Source organism: Pseudomyxococcus flavus (genome assembly GCF_050038885.1).
Lineage (GTDB): Bacteria > Myxococcota > Myxococcia > Myxococcales > Myxococcaceae > Myxococcus > Myxococcus flavus.
In genome coordinates this window covers 8,977,187-8,998,179 of sequence record NZ_CP143624.1, presented here as the reverse complement: position 1 = coordinate 8,998,179, position 20,993 = coordinate 8,977,187, and the positions used below count along the sequence as shown (strand labels likewise).

Below are 20,993 nucleotides of genomic sequence, written 5' to 3'. Positions count from 1 at the left end.
CATGTGGTGTGAACCCATTGCTGTCATTGGTCTGGGGCTGCGTTTCCCCATGTCAGACAGCCCCCGTACGCTCTGGCAGATGTTGTGCGATGGGATTGATGCGACAGGGGATATCCCGGCCGGACGCTGGCCGCTCGAGTCGCTCTTCGACCCCACACCGGACCGGCCCGGGAAGATTCGCAACCGCAGGGCGGGGCTGATTGACGGCGTGGATCAGGCGGACCCGGCGGCCTTCCGGCTCTCGAAGCGAGAGCTGCGGCAGATGGACCCGCAGCACCGCCTGTTGTTCGAGTGCGCGTGGCAGGCGTTGGAAGACGCGGGCATTCCCTTCGACGCCGTGCGGGGAAGCCGCACGGGGGTCTTCATGGGCGTCAACTTCAGCGACTTCCAGCGGATGCTCGCCCGGGACTGGTCGGCCCTGGATGGCTACTCCGTCCTCGGGTCCACGGCCTCCTTCGCCGCCAACCGGCTCTCGTATGCGTTCGACCTGCGGGGGCCGAGCACCGTGTCGAGCGTGGGATGCGCGTCGTCGACGGTGGCGCTCCACGAGGCCTGCCGCAGCCTGATGCTGGGCGAGGTGGAGCTGGCCCTGGCGGGCGGCGTGGAGCTGATGCTGTCGCCGGACAGCAGCATCATGCTGTCGCAAGCGGGCGTGTTCTCGGAGCGCGGCCAGTGCCGGACGCTGGACGCCCAGGCGGACGGCTATGTGCGCGGCGAGGGCGCCGGTGTGGTGGTCCTCAAGCCCCTGGCCAAGGTGGACGCCAGTGATCGCGTGTACGCCGTGATTCGCGGCAGCGCCGTCAACCACAATGGCCGCAACGAGTGGATCATGGCGCCGAGCGCCTCGGCGCAAGCGGACGTCATCCGCCAGGCGTGCGAGCACGGCGGAGTGGAGGCGGCCAGCCTCGACTACATCGAGCTGCACGGCTCGTCCTTCCTGAAGGGGGACGCAGCCGAGGCGGAGGCGATTGGCGAGGCGCTCGGAACGCAGCGGCCGTTCCCGTGCCGGCTCGGCGCCATCAGCAACAACCTGGGATACCTGGGCGCGGCGGCGGGCATCGCGCAGTTCATCAAGGTCTGCCTGTCCCTGCACCACCGCACGTTGCCGCCGACGATTCACGTGGATGCACCCAACCCCCTGATTGCGTTCGAGTCACTGGGGCTGCGCATCCAGTCGGAGCTGGAGCCCTGGCCGGAGCGCGGACCGGGTGTGCCCGCGCGGGCCGGCATCGTGTCCACCTCGCTGGGGGGCGCCAACGGCTTCATCGCCCTGGAGGCGGCGCCGGAGCGCTCGCCCATGGCGGTACGTGAGGCGAAGGCGCCCGGTCATCTGCTGGTGCTCTCGGCGCTCACGCCGGAAGCGCTCCGGCAGCGGGCACTTCAGCTTCGGGACTTCCTCGCCACGACACCCGAAGCCGAGGCGACGCTGGACGACATCTGCTTCACCGCCGCGTTCAAGCGGCAGCACCACCGTCACCGGGCCGCGGTGCTCGCCGAGGACCGCGATGGGCTGGTGGAGCGTCTGGAGCTGCTCACGCAGATGGCCGGCGGTGCCCTGCTCGCGCAGGCGGGGCAGCCGGAGTCCTGGGTGGCGGCAGCGCGCGCCTTCGTCGATGGCGGCTCTCTCACGTCCGAGCTGTACCCGGCGAGGGGAGGGCGCTGCGTGAGCCTTCCCGTCTACCCCTTCCAGCGCCAGCGCCTGTGGCCGGAGTGGCTCACTCCAGATGAGGTCTGCCGCCCGCCCACGGCTGCGCGCCCGAGCGCCGCCCTGGCGCTCCAGGCCGCGGCTGTCAGCGCGGGGGATGCCCGCGACGTGCCCAGGATTTTCGGTGAGGAGCAGATGCTGGCGTTCCTGCGCGGGCACCTGGCGGAAGTGCTGGAGGTGGACGCCGCGGCGCTCGACGCCCAAGGGCGGACCTTCTTCGAGCTCGGGCTGAACTCCATTGGCGCCACGCAGCTGAAGGAGCGGCTCTCCCGGGCGCTGGAGCTTCCGCTGTCCACCACGCTCCTCTTCGAGCTGCCCCGGCTGGAGCCCCTGGCGAAGCGGCTGCTGTCCCTGCTGGAGGCGCGCAGTGGGAGCCGTCCGGCCGCGGACAGCGGCGCGGGTGTCACCGAGGAGGAGCAAGGCCTGGTGGAGCGCATCTCCGGGCTCTCCGAGGAAGAAGCGCGCGCGCAGATCGCCCGGACGTTGGCGGAACTCAGCCTCGAGGTCGCGTGATGAGCCGGAAGGATGGAGTCGTGGCGGAGCTGACCCCTCTACAGCAGGCCCTGCTGACCATCGAGAAGCTGCAGAAGAAGCTCGCGGCGAACACCCAGGTCGAGCGTGAGGCCATTGCCATCATTGGCATGGCCTGCCGGTTCCCCGGTGGGGCCAACAGTCCCGAGACGTTCCAGGAGTTGCTGTGGCGTGGCGGTGAGGCGCTGACGGAGATTCCCGCGGACCGGCGGGCACTCCAGGGCCTGTACGACCCGGACCCCTCGCGGCCAGGGAAGCTGTCCATGCGGCGCGCCGCCTTCGTCGACGCGGTCGACCGGTTCGACGCCGACTTCTTCCACATCTCGCGGCGCGAAGCCGAGGGCATGGATCCGCAGCAGCGCTTCTTCCTGGAGGTGAGCTGGGAGGCCCTGGAGAACGCCGGGATTCCTCCGCGCCAGCTCGCGGGGTCGCGCACGGGCGTGTTCGCGGGTGTCCACGCGAAGGACTACGCCTTCGTGACGGGCGGCGGGCTGGAGAAGGTGAGCGCCCACTACTCCACGGGAGTGGACGCCAGCTACGTGGCGGGGCGTCTGTCGTACCTGCTCGGGCTCGAAGGGCCCAGCATGGCCGTGGACACCGCGTGCTCGTCCTCGCTGGCGGCGGTGCACCTGGCGTGTCAGAGCCTGCGGACGGACGAGTCGACGCTGGCCATCGCGGGGGGCGTCAAGCTCATCCTCGCGCCGCACCTCAGCGTCTTCCTGTCCAAGGCGGGGGCGTTGTCCCCGAGCAGCCGCTGCCGCACGTTCGACCGGGACGCGGACGGCATGGTGCAGGGCGAGGGCTGTGGCGTCGTCATCCTGAAGCGCCTCCGCGACGCGGTTCGCGATGGCGACCGCGTCCTCGCGGTGCTGCGCGGAACGGCCATGAACCACGATGGCGCGAGCGGTGGCCTCACGGTGCCGAACGTCCGGGCGCAGGAGGCCCTCTACCGTCGCGTCCTCCAGCGCGCCGGCGTCGAGCCGGGGCAGGTGGACTACCTGGAGGCGCATGGGACCGGAACCCGCCTCGGAGACCCCATCGAGCTCGACGGCGTGGCCCGCGTCTATGGCGCCGCGCGGCCCTCGGAGCGTCCGCTGTGGGTGGGCTCCGTGAAACCGAACATCGGGCACACGGAGGCCGCGGCGGGCATCGCGGGGCTCATCAAGGCGGTGCTCGTCCTCCAGGCCGGAGAGGTTCCGCCCTCCATCAACTTCGAGCACCCGACACCGGAGTTCGCCTGGGAGGGCTCCGGGCTCGCGGTCCCACGCCAGCGCACGCCGCTGGCGTCCAAGGAGGGCCCGCACCGCGTCGCCGTGAGCTCGTTCGGCATGAGCGGCGTGAATGCGCATGCGCTGGTCGAAGCGTATGCGCATCCGCAGGCCTCGCAGGCGGCGACGGGGCCCTACGTGCTGCCCCTCTCGGCCCGCACGGAGCCTGCGTTGCGCGCGCTGGCCCGCGCTTGGGCGAAGCGTCTGCCATCCACGTCGCAGGCGGAGCTCCGGGATGCCTGTTTCACCGCGGGCGCCGGGCGCTCCCATCATGAGCGCCGCGCCGCGCTGGTCGCGCCCACGCAGGAGGCGCTCCACGCCGCCCTTCAGGCGCTCGCGGAGGGGCGCGCGTCGGACGCCGTCCTCCAGGGGCAGGCCCGCCAGGAGACTGGCAACGAGGCCGTCTGGGTATTCGGTGACGTGGAGCCTGGCCTGGAGGGTCGCCTTCGCGAGCTGCTGGCGCACGCCGCCTTCCGCACTCATGCCGAGAAGGTGGACGCCATCCTCCGGCAGGTGACAGGCGGGTCCGTCATCGAGCAGGTGACGCGAGGCCAGGGCGGCCCGGACGACTCCCGGAAGGCGGGAGCGCTCTTCCTTCTCCAGGTCTCGCTGGCGGAGCTGTGGCGCTCGTGTGGCCTCGTCCCCGTGGCGGTCACGGGTGTCGGCGCAGGGGCGCTTTCGGCCGCGGTCGTCGCGGGGATGCTCTCCGAGGAAGACGCGCTCCGGCACGTGCTGGGGCTTTCGTCGACGCAGCCTGTCCGCCCCCAGCCCGCGAAGTGCGCGTACTTCTCCCTGTCGGAGCAGGCCTGGGTCGAAGTAGGGGCCACGTTGCCGGCGGAAGCCTGGGCGCGGAGGCTGGCGCCAGCGGCGGACCTGGCGCGGGCCGTGGAGGCGCTGGGGCCACGGGGCGCGGCGGTGTCCTTCCCGGTCTCCTGTGACGTCACGGTTCGCGACGCGTTGGAAGCGGTCGCACGGCGCCGGCACGGTCAGGCGCTCGTCCTGCGGTCCCCCTTGGTGAATGGCGATGCCTGGCAGGACATCCTGCGCGACGTCGCGCGCTTCTATTGCGCTGGGGTGCCTGTCCGGTTCGACGGGCTCTACCCCGGCGCACGGAAGACGGTGGTGCCGACGTACCCGTGGCAGCGCGAGCGCTTCTGGTGGGACGGCGAGCGTGAGCCCGCGGCGGTGGAGCCCCCGCTCGAGGCGGCATCCCGCGCGGAGCTTGCGCCGTCCGTCGATGGGCTCTTCTGCGAGCTCTCGTGGTCCGAGCAGCAGGTGCGCGAGGTGCAAGCCCACGTGGACGGGCACTGGCTCATCGTCGCGGAGACCCGCGACGCCGCGAGCGGGCTCAGGGATGCCCTGGCCGGGTCCGGTGCCACGGTGCGCGTGGTGGGGGTGGACTCCGCGTTGAGCGAGGCGCTGCACGCCGCGGACGCAGATGCGCAGGTGCTTCGGGGCGTCGTCTTCCTGGCGAGCGCGGGGCACTCCGAGGCCTTGGCGGAGCTGCGCGCAGCGGTCCTGCGGGAGGTCTCGGCGGCGACGTCGCTCGTGCAGTCGCTGGCGCGGATGACGGCTCCGCCTCGGCTCTTCTTCGTCACCCAGGGCGCCCAGGCCGTCACGGGCACGGGCGGACCGGTGTCGATTCCAGGTTCCTCTCTCTGGGGACTTGGGCGTGTCATCGCGTATGAGCACCCCGAGCTTGCCTGCAAGCGCATCGACGTCGACCCGGCGTCCTTCGCTTCGCTGGTGGCGGAGCTCTCTCGCCAGGACGCTCCTGGATCGAGTGATGACGAGGTGGTCCTGCGGGGCACGCGCCGGCTGACGCCGTCGTTCACGCAGGCACTCGCGGTCCCTCCGGCGGACAGCGCATTCCGTCCCCGTCCGGACCGCACGTACCTGATTACAGGTGGCCTGGGCGGCATCGGGCTCCGGCTGGCATCCTGGCTGGTGGCCCACGGTGCGCGTCACCTCGCGCTGTGCGGGAGGAAGGGGGAGACGGAGGAGGCGCGGCAGGCGCTGGCGCCGCTGCGGGCCGCGGGGGCGCGGGTGGAGACCTTCCGGGTCGACGTGAGTCGAGCGGAGGCGGTGGCGGAGATGCTGGAGGCTGTCCGCAGGGGCGGGACACCCCTGGGCGGAATCTTCCACAGCGCGGGTGTCCTGGCCGACAGCTCGCTGTTGCAGTGGACGCCGCGGGACTTCGAGACCGTCATGGGGCCCAAGGTGGAGGGCGCCTGGAACCTCCATGTTCTGGCCACGGACGCCACCCTCGAGCAGTTCGTCCTCTTCTCCTCGACGGCGTCGCTGATCGGCTCGCAGGGTCAGGCGAGCTACGCCGCGGCGAACGCCTTCCTCGATGCGCTGGCCCACCTCCGGCGGGCTCGCGGGCTGCCGGCCCTCAGCCTCAACTGGGGGAGCTGGGGCGAGGTCGGCATGGCGGTGGCGGATGCGCGGCGAGGGGAGCGTCTGGCGGGGCAGGGCATGGCGCCCATGTCCGTGGACGAGGCCCTGGCGGCCATGGCGCTCGTGCTCGGGGAGCGTCCCGTCACCCGGGGTATCGCGCGCTTCGACGCCGAACGGTGGCGCGCGAGCCACCCCTCCATCGCCACGTCATCGCTGTTCCGCGGTGGGGCGCCCACGGAGGATGCCCGGCCCGTGGAGGAGGCGCCGCGCAAGCTGCGCGAGGTGTTGCTCGCGCTCGACGGGGCCGCGCGGCGCGACGCGCTGGTGTCGCGGCTCAAGGCGATGGTCAGCGAGGTCGGAAAGATTCCGGCCGCGAAGCTGTCCGCCTCCGACTCGTTCGACGCGCTGGGGTTCGACTCCATCATGGCGCTCGAGCTGCGGGACATGGTGCTGGGCGAGCTCGACGTGAGCATGCCCCTCAAGAGTTTCGTCGATGAAGGTTCCATCGAGCGGGTGACGGCTGAGCTTCTGGAGAAGCTCGCGGTCGCCAGTGTGCTCAGCGCCGCGCCTTCGGAGCGCGGTGAAGCGAAGCGGGTCCTGCTATGAATTTGAGTGAGCTTCTCCAGGCCCTGGCCGGGCACGGCATCAAGCTGTCCGTGGACGGCGACCGGCTGGCCGTCGAGTCACCCACCGGTGAGATTCCGGGGGCGCTGCGCGACCAGCTCGTGGCGAACAAGGCCGCGCTGCTGACGCTCCTCGCCGAGCAGGGGACGCCGCAGGCGGAGACGCTGCCTCAAATCACGCCGCGTCCCGAGGAGCGGCACGAGCCGTTCCCGATGACGGAGATCCAGCAGGCCTACAGCGTGGGCCGGCAGGCCGAGCTCGAGATGAACGCGGCGATGCACGCGTACAACGAGATTGACTGCCACGCGCTCGACCTGGCCCGGTTCGAGGAGGCCTGGAACCTGCTCGTCGCTCGCCACGAGATGCTCCGCGTGGTGGCGCTCCCTGGCTTCCAGCAGCGCATCCTGCCCACCGTCCCGCGCTACACCGTGCCGGTGGAGGACCTGCGTGGGCGCGGTCCGGAGGAGACGGAGGCCCGCTTCCAGGCCATCCGCGAGCGGCTGTCCCAGCAGGTGCTGGCGCTGGACCAGTGGCCGCTGTTCGAGCTGCGCGTGTGCCAGCTCGATGGTGGCCGCTCCCGGCTCTTCATGAGCATCGATGGCACCTTCATCGATGGCTACAGCTTCCAGATCCTCTACCGGGAGCTCGTCCACTTCTACAAACACCTGGGCGCGGCCCCCACGCTGCCACGGCTGGACCTTTCCTTCCGGGACTACGCGCTGGCGGTGCAGCACGCCCGGGGGGCGCGCTATGCGCGCTCGCTGGAGTACTGGCGCTCCCGCCTGCCGAACCTCCCGCCCGCGCCGGACCTCCCGCTGGAGCGGGACCCGGCCTCGCTCCGGCGCCCTCGCTTTGGCCGCGTCTTCGAGCGCCTGGGCCCCGACATCTGGCAGCCCCTCAAGCAGCGGGCGCGCGCGCGGAAGCTGACGGAGCCGGAGCTCCTGCTGGCCGCCTATGCGGAAGTCATGGCGCGCTGGAGCCGCAGCCCGCGCTTCACGCTCAACGTGCCGCACTTCAACCGGCTGCCGCTGCACCCGCAGGTCAACGAGATTGTCGGGACCTTCGCCAGCTTCACGCTGATTGAAGTGGACCACCGGCCGGAGCGCAGCTTCACCGAGCGGGCGCTGGCCATCCGGGACCAGCTCTTCCTCGCGCTGGAGCACCGCGACGTCAGCGGCGTGGAGCTGCTGCGCGAGCTGTTCCGGGCCCAGGGCCGGATTGCCGGCGCCATCATGCCCGTGGTGATGACGAGCTTCGCGTCTCACTCCAAGAGCCGGGACTCGCACTGGGTGGACTTCCTGGCGGAGGAGTTCGGTGAGCTCATCGAGGCGCTGACGCAGACGCCGCAGGTGTGGATCGACCTGCAGATTGTCTACCAGCGGGGCGGCGTCTTCCTGAACTGGGACGTGGCGGAGGAGCTCTTCCCGCCCGGTATGATTGCCGACATGTTCTCCAGCTTCTGCGCGCTGCTGCGGCGCCTGGCGGAGGACGACACGGCGTGGGACGCGCCCGGCCTGGACACGCGGCCCGCCCGGCAAATCGAGCTGCTGGACCGGGTCAACGCGACGGCCCGCCCCCTGAGCGGTGAGCTGCTCCACACGGGCTTCTACCGGAACGCCGCCGCGCGCCCGGAGGCGCTGGCGCTGGCGTCGTCGAGCGTCTCCCTGAGCTATGGCGAGCTGTCACGGCGCTCCAGTCGCCTGGGACGCGCGCTGCGGGAGCGCGGCGCGGCGCCCAACCGCATCGTCGCGGTGGTGATGGAGAAGGGGTGGGAGCAGGTCGTGGCGGCGCTGGGCGTCCTCAGCTCGGGCGCGGCCTACCTGCCCATCGATGCCGGGCTGCCGCACGAGCGCCGTGCCTTCATGATGAAGAACGGCGGCGCCGAGCTGGCGGTGACGCAGCCGAAGTTCGCGGATGAGGTTTGGCCGGAAGGCGTCCAGGTGCTGGTCGTCACGCCGGACGCCTTCGGTGAGTACAGCGACGCACCGCTTGCGCCCATCCAGCGCCCCGAGGACCTGGCGCACATCCTCTACACCTCTGGCTCCACCGGGCAGCCCAACGGGGCCATGCTGTCCCACGCGGGGATGCTCAACGGCGTGGAGTGGACGAACCGGACCTTCGGCGTCGGGCCGGACGACCGGGTCATCGCGCTCAGCGCGCTCCACCACGACTTCTCCGTCTACGACATCTTCGGGACGCTCGGCGCGGGCGCCGCCATCGTGATGCCGGACGCCTCCTCGCGCCGCGACCCTTCGCACTGGGCCGAGCTGATGGCCCGCCACGGCGTCAGCATCTGGAGCACCGTGCCGGCGATGATGGAGATGCTGCTGACGTACCTCGAAGGCAGCAACGCCCGGCTCTCGTGCCCGCTGCGGCTGGTGATGCTCGGCGGAGACTGGCTCCCCGTCACCATGCCCGCGCGACTGCGGGCGAAGTTCGGCGGCGTGAAGCTGATGAGCGTCGGCGGTCCCACCGAGACCTCGCTCTGGAACATCTCTCATCCGGTCGTCGAGGCGGACGAGCGCCGCCGCAGCATCCCGTACGGCAAGCCCATCTCGAACACGAAGTACTACGTGATGGACGAGCACCTGGACGAGCGTCCCGTCTGGGTGCCCGGCGAGCTGTGCTGCGCGGGCGTGGGCGTGGCTCTGGGCTACATCGGCGCGGGCGCGGGCTCGAAGAAGTTCACCGTGCACCCTCGCACGGGCGAGCGCCTCTACCGCACCGGTGACCTCGGGCGTTACCTGCCCGACGGCACCATCGAGTTCCTCGGCCGGGTGGACTTCCAGCTCTCCATCCGGGGACAGCGCATCGAGCCGGGCGAAATCGAGGCCGCGCTGCTCCAGGAGCCGAGCATCAGCGCGGCGGTGGTGGGCGCCGTGGGTGAGCACCATGAGAAGCGGCTCGTCGCCTATGTCGTGCCCTCGGACCTGAAGCGGGGAATTGAGACCCGGCACGTCCGCGAGTTCCTGGCGCGCAAGCTGCCCGAGCACCTCGTGCCGGCGACCTACGTCGTGCTGGACGCGCTCCCGCTGACCCGCAACGCCAAGGTGGATCGCCGGGCCCTGCCGCATCCGGACCAGGTGGCCCAGCCCGCTCGGAGCGAGGAGCGCAAGCCGGCGGCTCCGGCCCCGAGCGGTCGTGAGGCCCAGGCCCTCCAGCAGACCATCGCGAAGACGGTGGCCGAGGTGCTCGGCGTTCCCGACGTCCACCCGGACCGGAACTTCTTCGAGCTCGGCGCCAACTCGGTGCACCTCATCAAGCTGAGCCTCCAGCTCAAGGAGAAGCTGGGGATTTCGATTCCCGTCACCGACCTCTTCGGCAAGCCAACCGTGAAGGTGCTCGCCGCGCGGCTCGCGGCGGCGGGAGGGGAGGCGAAGGCGGAGGAGGCGCTCGCGCCGCCGAAGGAGTCGCCGCGGGCGCAGGACTCCCAGGAGCAGGACATCGCCATCATCGGGATGAGCTGCCGCTTTCCGGGCGCCGTGACGCCCGAGCAGTTCTGGCGGAACCTGATGCAGGGCGTCGAGTCGGTGGGCACCTTCACCGACGACGAGCTGCTGGCCGCGGGGGTGAGCCCGGAGGCGTTCCGGGACCCGGCCTATGTCCGTTCGTCGGCGGTGATGGAGGGCTTCGATGAGTTCGACGCGGAGTTCTTCTCCCTCACGCCTCGGGAGGCCCGCGCGTTGGATCCGCAGCAGCGCGTGTTCCTGGAGTGTGCCTGGGAGGCGCTGGAGGACGCGGGCTATCCTCCGTCTGGGAAGAGTGGCCTCGTCGGCGTGTACGCCGGGAAGAGCGTCAGCCACTACCGCTATCCGTACCCGGACCTGACGCGGCCCATTGGCTTCTTCCAGGACCTGATGGCCCAGGACAAGGACTTCCTGGCCACGCAGGTGTCCTACAAGCTCGACCTGCGCGGACCCAGCGTCAACCTGCAGACGGCGTGTTCGACGTCGCTGGTCGCGGTGTCCGCGGCGTGCTCGGCCCTGCTGGATGGAAGCTGCGACCTGGCGCTCGCGGGAGGCATCGCCATCAAGGTGCCCCACCGGGTGGGCTACCTCTACGAGGAGGGCAGCGTCTTCTCGCGCGACGGGCACTGCCGTCCCTTCGACGCCAAGGCCAACGGGACCATCCCGGGGAGCGGCGCGGGCATCGTGGTCCTCAAGCGCCTGAGCCGGGCGCTCGCGGATGGAGACCGGGTGCTCGCGGTCATCAAGGGCTCCGCCATCAACAATGACGGACACCGCAAGGTCGGCTTCATGGCGCCGGGCGTGGACGGCCAGACGGACGTCGTCCGGCGCGCGCACCAGCACGCGAAGGTGGACCCCCGGACCATCTCCTACGTCGAGGCCCATGGCACGGGCACGGCCATTGGCGACCCCATCGAAGTGGCGGCGCTCACCGAGGCCTTCGGCGGGCAGGTCCAGGCCCAGTCGTGCGGTATCGGCTCGGTGAAGGGCAACATCGGTCACCTCGACAGCGCGGCGGGCGTCGCCGGCCTCATCAAGGTCGTGCTGGCCCTCCAGCACCGCACGCTGCCGCCCACGCTCCACTACGAGACGCCGAACCCGCGGCTGGAGCTCCACCGGACGCCGTTCTACGTGGTCGACAAGGCCCGGCCCTGGACCGCGTCTCACGGCGTCCTGCGCGCGGGGCTCAGCTCCTTCGGCATCGGCGGCACGAATGCGCACATGGTGCTGGAGGAGGCGCCCCGGCAGGTGACGGTGGAAGCGAGCACGGGACTGCCGGACCGCTCCAAGCATGCGCTCACCTTGTCGGCGCGCAATCCGGAGGCACTGCGCACACTCGCGGGCCGGTATCGCGAGGTGCTCGAGGCGCCCGGGGCTTCGCTCGCGGACGTGTGCTTCTCCGCGAACACCGGCCGTGTGGCGTTCGACCACCGGATCGCGGTGGTGGGCGCGGAGGCCTCGCAGGTGGCGGAGGTCCTGGGCGCGGTGGAGCGCCAGGAGGAGCACCCGGGCCTCGTGCACGGCACGGTCGATGCGACGCAGGCGATGAAGGTCGCCTTCCTGTTCTCCGGCCAGGGCTCTCAGTACGTCGGGGCGGCTCGCGAGCTCTACCAGACGCATCCCGGCTTCCGGCGGCGCATCGACCAGTTCGACCAGCTCCTGCGCCAGTACTGGGACCGCTCCCTGGTGTCCGTCCTCTACGCGGAGCCGGGGCAGCCGTCGCCCATCGACCAGCTCGACTACGCCCAGCCCGTGGTCTTCGTGCTGGAGTACGCGTTGGCCGAGCTCTGGATGTCCTGGGGCATCCAGCCCGACATGCTGCTGGGGCACAGCACGGGCGAGCTGGCCGCGGCCTGCATCGCGGGCGTCTTCAGCGTGGAGGACGGCCTCAAGCTGGCGGTGCACCGGGGCCGGCTGATTCAGCAGCTCCCCGAGGGCAGCAACATCGCCGTCTCCGCCTCGGAGCCGGAGCTGCGCGAGTTCCTGGCGCAGGGCGGCTGGGCCAGCTCCATCGCGGCGGTCAACGGGCCGGACAACGTCGTCATCTCCGGCATCCCCGCGGAGATTGAAGAGATGGGCCGCGCGCTGGAAGGACGCGGCTACAAGGTCAAGCGCCTGAACATCCCGCGCGCCGCGCACTCCGTGATGATGGAGGCCATCCTCCCGGAGTTCCACGCCGTCGCGTCGACGCTGCGCTACGCGCCGCCGTCGATTCCGATGGTCTCCGGCATGACGGGGGCGCTCATCTCGGAGGAGCTCTGCTCGCCCGACTACTGGTGCAGCCAGCTCCGGCAGCCGGTGCAGTTCGCCAGGGGCGTGGAGACGCTCTATCGCGAGGGGATGCGCGCCTTCGTCGAGGTGGGACCGAAGGCGACCCTGCTCGGCATGGCGGCGCGCTCCGTGCCCGAGGGCATGGGCACGTGGCTGCCGAGCCTGCGAGCGGATGATGGCGGCTGGCGGCAGATGCTGGAGAGCTTGTCCGCGCTGTACGTGCGCGGCGCGCCGGTGGACTGGGCCGCGGTCGACGCGGGCTATCCGAGGCGGAAGGTGCAGCTCCCCACCTATGCCTTCCAGCGCCAGCGCTACTGGGAGGAGGGCGCGGGGCTTCAGCGCCCCAGCGGCCGGAGCACGACGCCGTCGGAGCACCCGCTCATCGGGTCGCGGGTGCCACTGGCGGTCCTCGAGGCAGGGGAGCTGTTGTTCGAGGCCACGCTCGGGCCTTCCTCGCTGGGCTTCCTGGGGCAGCACCGCGTCTTCGGGACACCCACGCTGCCCGCGACTGCGTACGTGGAGATGGCGCTGGCCGCGGGCACCCGGCTGCTGGGCACCCGTGGCCTGGAGCTGAAGGAGCTGGCCATCCTCAACGCGATGACCTTCCCGAAGGACGCCGAGCGGAAGGTGCAGTGCGCCCTGCGACGCGAGGGAGAGGGCCAGGCCGCGCTGCGCATCTTCAGCCGCGCGGGCGAGGGCGCGGACACGCCGTGGGAGCTGCATGCCACCGCCTCGCTCTCCATGGTGAAGGAAGAGGCGCGTCCCTCGGTGGAGCAGGACCTGGACGGTGTGCTGAAGACACTGCGGGCTTCGCCCCCGGTCGAGGACTACTACCAGCGCGCTCGGAGCGCGGGCGTCGACTTCGGTCCGGACTTCCAGGGCATCACCGAACTTCGCCAGGACGGCGAGCAGGTGCTGGCGCGCATCGAGAAGCCCGCCGGGCTCAGCGGCACCGGCGCGTATTTCGCGCACCCCGCGCTGCTGGACGCCTGCCTCCAGGTGGTGGGCGGTGCCTATCCGGACACGGATGGCTCCGAGCTCTACGTGCCCGTGCACATCGACCGGCTCGCCCTGTTGGGAGGCATCGATGACGGCGTGTGGAGTCACGCCGTGGTGCGGCCGCTCGACGCGGCCCGGAAGCGGCTTCGCGCCGATGTCAGCATCTTCGGCGGAGACGGGACTCCACGCGCGCGAGTGGTTGGACTGGAGCTTCAGCGGACGAGCCGCGAGGCCCTGCGTGCGGCGGTGTCGACGTCACTGGATGAGTGGCTCTACGCGCGGCAGTGGGAGGCGCAGGCCCTGGAAGGGCGGGGCGCTTCGAGCGGTGCGTGTCTGATTCTGGCGGACCGTGCAGGAGTCGGTGACGGGCTCGCACAGGCCCTGGCCCGCGACGGGAGGACGTGCCTCGTCGCCTTCCGCGGAACCACGCTGCGCCAGGTGGGCGCGCGCACCTTCGAGGTGCCCGAGTCGCCCGAAGCGCTCGCCGAGGCCCTGGCCACGCTGCCGCTTCCGGGGGACCTGTCGGATGTCGTCCTGCTGTGGGGGGCGGAAGGCCCGGAGGTGGAGACCTTGGATGCGGATGGGCTGGGCCGGTTCGCGCGGGTGGGCGCCGGCGGTGCCTTGGGGCTCCTCCAGTTCCTGTTGGGCCGGGGGTACTCCGGCGCGGTGTGGCTGGTGTCTCGTGGCGCGCAGCCCGTGAAGCCAGAAGCGCCGCTGCCGGGGCTTGCCCAGTCGCTGCTGTGGGGCATGGCGCGGCCCCTGGCCATCGAAGCGTCCGAGCTGGACTGCCGGTGTGTCGACCTGGATCCGCAAGGTGCGCCGCAGGCGCAGGCGGAGCTGCTGGCGCAAGAGCTGCGTCTCCGCTCGGCGGTGACGGAGAACCAGGTGGCCTACCGCGACGGCCGGTACGTCGCGAGGCTCCGGCGCGTTGAGTCTCGGAGCCTCGTGGCTGCGCCGGCGGAGCGGGGCGCGCCCTTGCGTGCGGACCGCAGCTACCTGGTGGCGGGCGGGCTCGGACGCCTGGGCTTGCTCACCGCGGAGCTGCTGGCGAGCCGGGGCGCGCGGAACCTGGTGCTGACGGGCAGGGGGCCCGTGGGGGCGCAAGCCGCCGAGCGCCTGGAGCGCCTGCGCGAGCAGGAGGTCCGGGTCGAATACCGGCAGGTCGACATCGCGGACGCGGCGGCGCTCTCGGCGCTCCTCGAGGAGGTGGCGCGGGAGATGGCGCCGCTGGGGGGCGTGTTCCATTCGGCCGGCGTGCTCGATGACGGCGTGCTGCGACAGCAGCGCTGGGAGCGGTTCGAGACAGTGCTGCGTCCCAAGATGCGGGGGGCGTGGAACCTGCACCGTCTGACGGCGGGCCTGCCGCTGGACCACTTCGTGCTGTTCTCGTCGGTGGCCTCGCTGGTGGGCTCGGCGGGGCAGTCCAACCACTGTGCGGCCAATGCGTTCGAGGATGCGCTGGCGCACCACCGCCGTGCGTTGGGACTTCCGGGACTGAGCATCAACTGGGGCATCTGGGCGGGTGACGCGGGAGCCGAGGTGACGGTCAGCGAGCAGGCTCGCACACCGGGCTTCGGCGTCATCCCGAAGGAACAGGGGTTGAGAGCGCTGGAGCTGCTGCTTTCGTCGCGCCTCGCGCAGGTGGGCGTGGCCGCCATCGACTGGGCGGTGTTTGGAAGCGGCCGGTCCACGCCCTACGACGCGGAGCTGCGGACCACGGCGGGAGGCGCGCAGCCGGCGAAGCGCGCGGCGTTCCTGGAGACGCTCACGTCGGCACCCGTCTCCCGCCGCAGGCAGCTGGTGATGGACTACGTGCGAGACCAGGTGGCGTGGATGCGCGGAGCGGGGACCAGCGCGTCGATTGACCCGACGCGGGGATTCCACGAGCTGGGCATCGACTCGCTGGCGGCGCTCCAGCTCAAGAACCGGCTCCAGAGCGGCCTGGGGGTGTCTCTGCCCGCGACGCTCGTCTTCAACTACCCGACCGCCGAGAAGCTCGCGACGCAGCTCATGGAGGCGTTCATCCCCTTGGACTTCGTGGAGGAGGAACGCGCCGCACCGGCGGAGCACGGCGCGGCGGAGAACGCCCTCGAAGGCCTGGCGGAAGCGAACCTCGCGCACCTGCTCTCCGAGCAGCTGTCGAAGATGAACTAGGACGGATCGATGTCAGCGCACGGAAGCGATACGGGCTACGGCGACCTGATGAAGCGCGCGCTCCTGAAGTTGCAGGAGGCGCAGTCGAAGCTCGAGGCCCAGGAGCAGGAGCGGCACGGCGCCATCGCCATCGTCGGCGTGGGCTGCCGCTTGCCCGGCGGTGTCACCGACCCCTCGGGTTACTGGCGCCTGCTCGTGGAAGGCACGGACACCGTGACGGAGGTTCCTCCGGACCGGTGGAACGCGGACAGCTTCTTCCACCCCGACCCGGACCACCCGGGAGGCATCTACACGCGTCACGGGAGCTTCCTGCGGGAGATTGACCAGTTCGAGCCCCGGTTCTTCGGCATCTCTCCGCGCGAGGCGGCGCGGATGGACCCGCAGCACCGCCTGTTGCTGGAGGTGGCCTGGGAGGCGGTGGAGCGCTCCGGCCGCAACCCGGCGAGCCTGAACGGCACGCGGACCGGCGTGTTCGTCGGCCTGATGGGGCAGGACTACACCCAGATTGCCACCCAGTCGCCGGAGCTCATCGACGCGCACACCGGAGCGGGGAACGGCGCGAGCGTCGCCGCGGGGCGCCTGTCGTACACCTTCGGCCTCCAGGGCCCCAGCCTGACCGTCGACACCGCCTGCTCGTCGTCGCTCGTGGCGGTCCACCTCGCCATCCGCAGCTTGCGTCAGCGCGAGAGCGACTTCGCGCTGGCCGGCGGCGTGAACCTCGTCCTGTCGCCGGTGGCGACGTTGATCGAGTCGCGCACGCACATGCTGTCGCCGGACGGGCGCTGCAAGACGTTCGACGCCTCGGCCAACGGCATCGGGCGAGGGGAGGGCTGTGGCCTCGTGTTCCTGCGGCGCCTGTCCGACGCGCTCGCGGACGGGGACCCGATTGTCGCGGTGATTCGCGGCTCGGCGGTGAATCAGGATGGCCGGACCAGCGGCCTCACCGTGCCGAACGGGCTCGCCCAGGAGCGCGTCATCCGGGATGCCCTGAGCGACGCCAGGGTGGAGCCGGCGAAGGTGGGCTACGTCGAGGCGCATGGGACGGGGACGTCACTGGGCGACCCCATCGAGCTGGAGGCGCTCGCCGCCGTCTACTGCGCCAGGACGGGACGCCAGCAGCCGCTGATGGCCGGCTCCGTGAAGACGAACATGGGCCACCTCGAGGGGGCCTCGGGCATCGCGGGGTTGATCAAGTCGGCCCTCTGCCTGGCGAACGAGGAGGTGCCTCCCCATCTCCACCTCCGCACGCCCACGCCGCACGTGGACTGGAAGCAGCTGTCCATCGAAGTGCCCACGGCGCGTCGCCCGTGGAAGGCGGATGCTCCGCGCTTCGCGGCCGTGAGCTCGTTCGGGTTCTCCGGCACCAACGCGCACGTCATCCTCGAGTCCACGCCACCCCGTCCGCCGCCAGCCCGCGAGGTGGAGCGCCCGCTGCACGTCCTGGCGCTCTCGGCCCGCTCAGCGGGGAGCCTGCGGCGGTTGGCGGGAGCCTTGGCGGATACGCTGTCGGATGGACGCTCGGGTTCGCTCGCGGACGTCTGCCACACGGTGAATACCGGCCGCGCCCCGATGGAGGAACGCGCGGCCTTCGTGGCCCCGACGTCCGGAGCCCTGGCGGAGTCCTTGCGCGCCTTCAGCCAGGGCGGTCCTGCGACGCCGGGAGCCTGGGTGGAAGGGCGGCGAGCGGACGAGGCGCCGCGGGTCGCCTTCCTCTTCACGGGCCAGGGCTCCCAGTACGTGGGCATGGGCCGGGAGCTGTTCGACACCCAGCCCGCCTTCCGACGTGAGCTGCTGCGCTTCGAGGCCATCCTGAAGCCGCACCTGGAGCGGCCCCTGACGGAGGTGCTCTTCGAGGACACGACGGGTGTCTTGAACGAGACGCGGTACACGCAGCCCGCGCTGGTGGCGCTGGAGCTGGCCCTGGCCAACCTGCTGCATGCCTGGGGCGTTCGCGCCGCCGCGGTCCTGGGACACAGCGTGGGCGAGTACGCGGCGGCCATGTACGCGGGCGTCCTGTCACCTGAAGCGGGGCTCCCGCTGGTGGCCGAGCGTGCGCGCCTGATGCAGGCCCTGCCCGAACGCGGCGCGATGCTGGCGGTGTTCGCTGAGCACGCCCGTGTGGCGCCGTTCATCGCGGCGCACCCCCGCGTGAGTGTCGCGGCCATCAATGGGCCGCGGAACACCGTCATCTCCGGGGACGCGAGGTCCATCGATGCCATCGCCCAGGCGCTTGGGGCCGAGGGCATCGAGAGCCGGCGCCTGAACGTGTCGCATGCCTTCCACTCGCCGTTGATGCAGCCCATGGCGGCGGAGTTCGAGCGGGCCGTGGCGCGCGTCTCGCTCCAGAAGCCCAAGGTTCCGCTCATCTCGAACCTCGATGGCCGCGAGGTGGGCGACGCAATCACCCACGCCGGCTACTGGTCCCAGCATGTCCTCCAGCCCGTGCGCTTCGCGGAGGGCGTGCAGGCGCTGCTCCAGCGTGGCGTCCGCGTCTTCCTGGAGCTGGGGCCCAAGCCTTCCCTGTCGGGCTTCGCGCGGGAGGTCGCGGTCGGCGAGGACGCCCTGTGGCTGGAGACGTTGCATCCGCGGCGCCCGGCCTGGGCCGGCGTGCTCCGGGCACTGGCCGAGCTCCATGTCCGCGGGGGCACCGTGGACTGGGGGGCCTTCGACGCCGGCTATGGCCGGGCGCGAACGGCCCTGCCGACCTATCCCTTCGAGCGCCAGCGGTACTGGCTGGACGTCCCCGCGCCCTGGACGCGGCAGGCACGGCGTGCGTCGGTGCATCCCTTGCTGGGCACGCGTCTGGAGTCCCCGGCCCTGAAGGAGGGGACGACGGTCTTCAGCTGCGAGCTGACGGCGACGGCGGTTCCCTTCGTGGCGGACCACCGCGTGTACGGCAAGGCGGTGGTCCCCGCCGCCGCCTACGTGGAGATGGTCGCGTCGGCCGCGGCCCAGGTGCTGGGCACGACGTCCCTGCGGCTGGAGGACCTCTCCCTGCTCCAGCCCCTGGTGCTCGCCGAGCAGCAGTCGCGCGTCGTCCAGACGCTGGTGGAGCGCCAGGGTGAGGACGGCCTTGCGTGCACGGTGATGAGCCGCGGCGAGGAGCGCCTGGAGGACGGAGGCGCCGCACGCACGTCCTGGGTTACCCACGTGACGTGCCGGGCTTCCGCGCTGCGTGAGCCCGCGCCGTCGGTGGACCGCGAGGCCTGGCGCCAGGATTGCGCGACACCGGTGTCCCTCGAGGACCTCTCCGCCGTCTTCACGCAGCACGGGCTCGACTATGGACCGTCACTGCGCGTGCTGACGTCGCTCCATCGGGGGACGCGGGCCGCCTTGTCCTTCAGCGAGGTGGAGGACCGGAGCGGGCAGTACCGCGTGCATCCCGCGCTGTTCGATGGCTGCCTGCGCACGGCCGCGGCGGTGACCCAGCTCACCGAGGAGGACGCGCTGCACCTGCCGGTGGCGATGCAGCGGCTCGACCTGTACCGCGCGCTGCCCGAACGCGTGTGGACGCATGCGACGCAGCCGCCTCGAGACGGACAGGCGGGCTTCCCCGCGTCGGACCTCACCCTGTGCGCCGAGGACGGGAGCGTGGTGGCTGTCCTGTCGGGCTTCTCGGTGCGCAAGGCCGAGCGGAGCGTGCTGCTGCGTGGCCTGGAGGGAGACTTCCAGGACTGGCTGTACCGCGTCGCCTGGTCGCCGTGTGCCGCGTCGGAGGAAGGGCGCACCGGGGGGCGCCACTGGGTCGTCTTCTCCAACGAGGACGGCTTGGGCGCGGAGCTCGTGCAGGTGCTCTCCCGGCGTGGCGAGCGCTGCACCGTGGTCCGCAAGGGCGAAGCGTTCAGCAGCGGCCCCGATGGGTACCGCATCCATCCCGCGTCGGCGGAACACTTCCAGCGTCTGGTCCAGTCCTGGGAGCGTGAGCCTCCTTCGGGACTCCTGTACCTCTGGGGGCTCGATGAGGCGCCCGAGAGCGCTGGCGCGCTGGCACGGCTGGAGGCGGCCCAGGCCTCCGGAGTCCTCGGCGCGCTGCACCTGACGCAGGCGTTGGCGCGGGGCACGGGGACGCCGCCGCGTTTGGTTCTGGTGACGCGGGGAACCCAGTGCCTTCCCATGGACGCGCAGGGGGCCCAGGTGGACCAGGCGCCGCTGTGGGGCTTCGGGCAGGCGGTAGCGACGGAACTGCCGGAGCTGCGGTCTCTGCGCATCGACCTGCCGGCGGAGCCTCGGGCCGAGGATTTGGGCGCGTTCATGCGCGCGTTGTCGCTGCCGGACGCCGAGTCCGGCTTGGCCATCCGGGAGGGTGGCCTGTTCACCGCACGGTTGGAGCGGGCCCGGCTCCGGACGTCCCCGGCGAAGAAGCCGGCGATTGTCGAAGACGCCACCTACCTCGTCGCCGGTGGACTGGGAGGACTTGGCCTGCGGGTGGCCCTCTGGCTGGCGGACAAGGGGGCCCGGCACCTCGTCCTGCTGGGACGGAGCGCGCCGTCGGACGAGTCACGCGCGCAGCTCGACGCGTTGGTGGCCCGCGGTGTCGATGTCCAGGTCGCGCAGGTGGATGTGACGTCGCACGAGGCCATGGCGGCGCTCTTCGAACGCCTGCGGTCCGCGCCGCCCGTGCGCGGCATCTTCCATTCCGCAGGCGTGCTGCGGGACGCGACGCTCGCGAACCAGACGCCCGAGCAGTTCCAGGAGGTGCTGGCGCCGAAGCTTCAGGGCGCGTGGAACCTGCACGTGCTCACCGCGGGCATGGCGCTGGACTTCTTCGTCTGCTTCTCCTCGGCCGCCTCGCTCATCGGCTCGCCGGGGCAGGCGAACTACGTCGCCGCGAACGCGTTCCTCGATGCGCTGGCCCACCTGCGACACGCGGAGGGGAAGCCGGCGCTGACCATCAACTGGGGCTCCTGGGCGGAGACGGGCATGGCCGCGCGGCTGGAGCGCGGCGCGGCGGTTCGTCCCGGGGCGCAGGGCTTCGCCGCCATTCCGGTGGAGCAGGGGCTGAACGTGCTCGACCGACTGCTGGGCAGCCCCCATGTCCAACTCGGCATCTTCCCCGTGGACTGGAGCCGCCTCGCGGAGCAGCTCCCGGGGCTCGCGCGCCAGGCCCTCGTCCAGGGCTTCGTCGGTGGCGCCCCGCCGCGGACTCAGGCTCCGGCCTTCCGCGCGCAGCTGGATGCGGCGCCGCTGAACCGGCGCCTGGAGCTCTTGCGGAATCACGTGATGGCGCAGGTCCGCGCGACGCTGGGCTTGCCGGAGACGGAGAAGCTCGCGGGCAACGAGCGCCTGTTCGAGCTGGGCGTCGACTCGCTGCTGGCCATCGAAATCCGGAACCGGCTCGCCAGCAGCCTCGGGCGGAGCCTGCGCTCGACGCTCATCTTCGACTTTCCCACGGTGAACGGGCTCGTCGCGCACCTCGCCGAGGAGTTGGGCGTGGGGACCGAGGTCCCGACGAAACAGGAAGCATCGCGGGAGGCGCAGGGCGCGCTCACCGCGGAGATCCAAGGGCTGTCGGAGCAGGAGCTGGCATCCCTCATCGACCAGGAGCTGGAGAGCGCGCTCACCAGATGAGACCCT

General features: G+C 71.4%; 4 protein-coding genes. All 4 read left to right on the top strand.

Features of this window, described 5'->3' with window-relative positions:
* Positions 1-49: 49 nt before the first annotated feature.
* From VZL07_RS37130 to VZL07_RS37115, 4 genes are read left to right on the top strand one after another with little or no spacing between them, the layout of a single operon-like run.
* Entirely contained in the window at positions 50-2,218 is a 2,169-nt protein-coding gene (locus VZL07_RS37130; protein WP_426752694.1) for a beta-ketoacyl synthase N-terminal-like domain-containing protein, read from the top strand.
* The gene (locus VZL07_RS37125) at positions 2,218-6,510 is read left to right on the top strand and encodes an SDR family NAD(P)-dependent oxidoreductase (protein ID WP_426752693.1); all 4,293 of its coding nucleotides are present in this window, start codon (positions 2,218-2,220) and stop codon (positions 6,508-6,510) included. Before VZL07_RS37130 ends, VZL07_RS37125 begins: the two co-directional genes overlap by 1 nt.
* A complete protein-coding gene (locus tag VZL07_RS37120; protein WP_426752692.1) occupies positions 6,507-15,419 on the top strand; it encodes an amino acid adenylation domain-containing protein in 8,913 nt (2,970 codons plus the stop codon). The genes VZL07_RS37125 and VZL07_RS37120 overlap by 4 nt, the downstream gene beginning before the upstream one ends.
* Positions 15,420-15,428: 9 nt before the next feature.
* Positions 15,429-20,987, top strand: a complete 5,559-nt coding sequence (locus VZL07_RS37115) for a type I polyketide synthase (protein ID WP_426752691.1) — start codon at positions 15,429-15,431, stop codon at positions 20,985-20,987.
* Positions 20,988-20,993: the final 6 nt, after the last annotated feature.